At 71.7% G+C, this 1,461-nt stretch carries 1 protein-coding gene; it reads left to right on the forward strand.

Features of this window, described 5'->3' with window-relative positions:
• A partial coding sequence (locus AC5RUJ_RS16245) for a histidine ammonia-lyase (protein ID WP_494156243.1) occupies positions 1 to 1,253 on the forward strand: 1,253 nt, incomplete at its 5' end.
• Between the last annotated feature and the right edge of the window lie 208 nt (positions 1,254 to 1,461).

Raw genomic sequence — 1,461 nt, forward strand, 5'->3', positions numbered from 1 at the left:
CGAGGGCCACCGGCCGCACCGGCGTCCGCCCGCTGGTGGCCCAGGCCTACGCGGGCATCCTCAACGCCGGCATCACCCCGGTGATCGGCGAATACGGCTCCCTGGGCTGTTCCGGGGACCTCGCGCCGCTGGCCCACTGCGCACTCGCCCTGATGGGTGAGGGCCAGGTCCGCACCCAGGAAGGCGAGCTGGTGGCGGCCGCCGACGCACTGGCCGCCGCGGGCCTGGAGCCGGTGGAGCTGCGGGAGAAGGAAGGGCTGGCACTGATCAACGGCACCGACGGCATGCTGGGCATGCTGATCATGGCGTCGGCCGACCTGCACCGGCTGCTGAAGACCGCCGACCTCGCCGCGGCCATGAGCATCGAAGGTTTGCTCGGCACCGACTCCGTGCTGGCGGAGGACCTGCACGCGCTCCGGCCGCACCCCGGCCAGATCGCTGCGGCCGCCAACATGCGCACCGTCCTGGCCGGTTCCGTCCTGATCGCAGAGCAAAAGTCAGCCGGAGCCGATGCGCAGCACCGGTTCACCCGGGTCCAGGATGCGTACTCCCTGCGCTGCGCACCCCAGGTGCACGGCGCGGCGCGCGCCACGCTTGCCCATGTGGAATCGGTGGCCGGCTACGAGCTGGCCTCCGCCGTCGACAATCCCGTGGTCACCCCGGACGGCCGGGTGGAGTCCAACGGCAACTTCCACGGCGCCCCGGTCGGCTACGCGCTGGACTTCCTGGCCATCGCCGTGGCCGACCTTGCCTCGATGAGCGAACGGCGGACCGACCGGTTCCTGGACACCGCCCGCAGCCACGGCCTGAATGCTTTCCTGGCCGATGATCCGGGGGTGGACTCCGGGCATATGATCGCCCAGTACACCCAGGCCGGCATCGTCAGCGAGCTCAAGCGGCTCGCCAACCCGGCGTCGGTGGATTCCATCCCGTCCTCGGCCATGCAGGAGGACCATGTGTCCATGGGGTGGTCCGCGGGGCTGAAACTGCGCCGCGCCCTGGACGGGCTCACCCGGGTGCTGGCCATTGAACTGCTCACCAGTGCCCGCGCCCTGGACATGCGCGACGGCGGCGTGGAGACCTCCCGCAGCGCCCCGGCCGTCACCGCTGTGCGCCGGGAGATCCGCAAAACCGTCGCCGGTCCAGGCACCGACCGCTATCTCTCGCCGGAAATCGAGGCGGTCCGACTGCTGGTGGACAGCGGCGTGCTGGTGGACGCCGTCGAACAGGCGGCGGGCACGGCACTGAACTGATGCGTTCGGCATAGACTGGTGCCGGACAATCGCCGCGTCCGGCAGGCCGGACCGGATGCGGCGCAGGGACTCTGGGGGCCGGCACCGGGAGGACCTGCTGCATGGCCGCCAACACGCCCGAGGGACAGCCGAGCCGGCGCAGACTGCTGCAGCAGACGGTCCCCGTCCTGGCGGCCGGCATCGGGACCGGGGCGTTGGGCACGGCCGG

It is taken from the genome of Arthrobacter sp. Y3223164 (assembly GCF_059091005.1).